Annotated in this window: 2 tRNA genes and 3 rRNA genes; all 5 read right to left on the bottom strand. The window is 50.6% G+C overall.

Annotated features, from left to right (window positions below):
• Positions 1–126, bottom strand: a 23S ribosomal RNA gene (locus tag MUG84_RS27175); the annotation flags it as partial.
• Positions 127–304: 178 nt separating this feature from the next.
• A tRNA-Ala gene (locus tag MUG84_RS27170) sits at positions 305–380 on the bottom strand.
• Between the two features lie 48 nt (positions 381–428).
• Positions 429–505: transfer RNA gene (locus tag MUG84_RS27165), tRNA-Ile, on the bottom strand.
• Positions 506–554: 49 nt separating this feature from the next.
• Positions 555–671 (bottom strand): 5S ribosomal RNA (gene rrf, locus MUG84_RS27160).
• A 106-nt stretch (positions 672–777) separates the two neighbouring features.
• Positions 778–890, bottom strand: a 16S ribosomal RNA gene (locus tag MUG84_RS27155); the annotation flags it as partial.

Below are 890 nucleotides of genomic sequence, written 5' to 3'. Positions count from 1 at the left end.
TTCCCCATTCGGACATCCCCGGATCAAAGCTTGCTTACAGCTCCCCGAGGCAGTATCGTTGTTCGCCACGTCCTTCTTCGGCTCCTAGCGCCTAGGCATCCTCCGTGTGCTCTTAGTAGCTTAACCAAACGCTCCAGTTTTTGCGCTGATCGCTCTGTTGCAAAAACCGCAAAGGATCGATCATCCCAAAAACTTTCGCTGCTACTTTTATTAAACTTGTTGACACAAGTTCAGCTAAAAGGATATTTCTAAAACGCAAATTCGTTTCGTTATCTAGTTTTCAAGGATCAATGTTGAAGATAATTGGTGGAGCCAAGCGGGATCGAACCGCTGACCTCCTGCTTGCAAGGCAGGCGCTCTCCCAGCTGAGCTATGGCCCCATATTTTCACTTCAAAAAGTGAAGTATGGCTTACTTTATGAAGTTATATGGTGGGCCCTAGTGGACTCGAACCACCGACCTCACCCTTATCAGGGGTGCGCTCTAACCAGCTGAGCTAAGGGCCCATATATAATTTGTGCTGCACCTCTTACGGTACAACCCATAAGGGCTTGCGCTTGGCAGCGTCCTACTCTCCCAGGACCCTTCGGTCCAAGTACCATCGGCGCTGGAGGACTTAACGGTCGTGTTCGGGATGGGTACGCGTGGAACCCCTCCGCCATCGCCACCAAACGCATTTTGAAAGAGTGTTTGCTCTCTCAAAACTGAGCAACGAGTGAGATTTTTGCCATGAAAGGCATATTTGAATGTCTTCGTTGCAGAAGACGATTCTCCATAGAAAGGAGGTGATCCAGCCGCACCTTCCGATACGGCTACCTTGTTACGACTTCACCCCAATCATCTACCCCACCTTCGGCGGCTGGCTCCCTTGCGGGTTACCCCACCGACTTC

The sequence above is a fragment of the Paenibacillus mangrovi genome, from assembly GCF_022898935.1.
GTDB lineage: Bacteria > Bacillota > Bacilli > Paenibacillales > Paenibacillaceae > Paenibacillus_AQ > Paenibacillus_AQ mangrovi.
The sequence above is the reverse complement of the archived record's forward strand: the minus strand, read 5'-3'. Positions and strand labels throughout refer to the sequence as shown.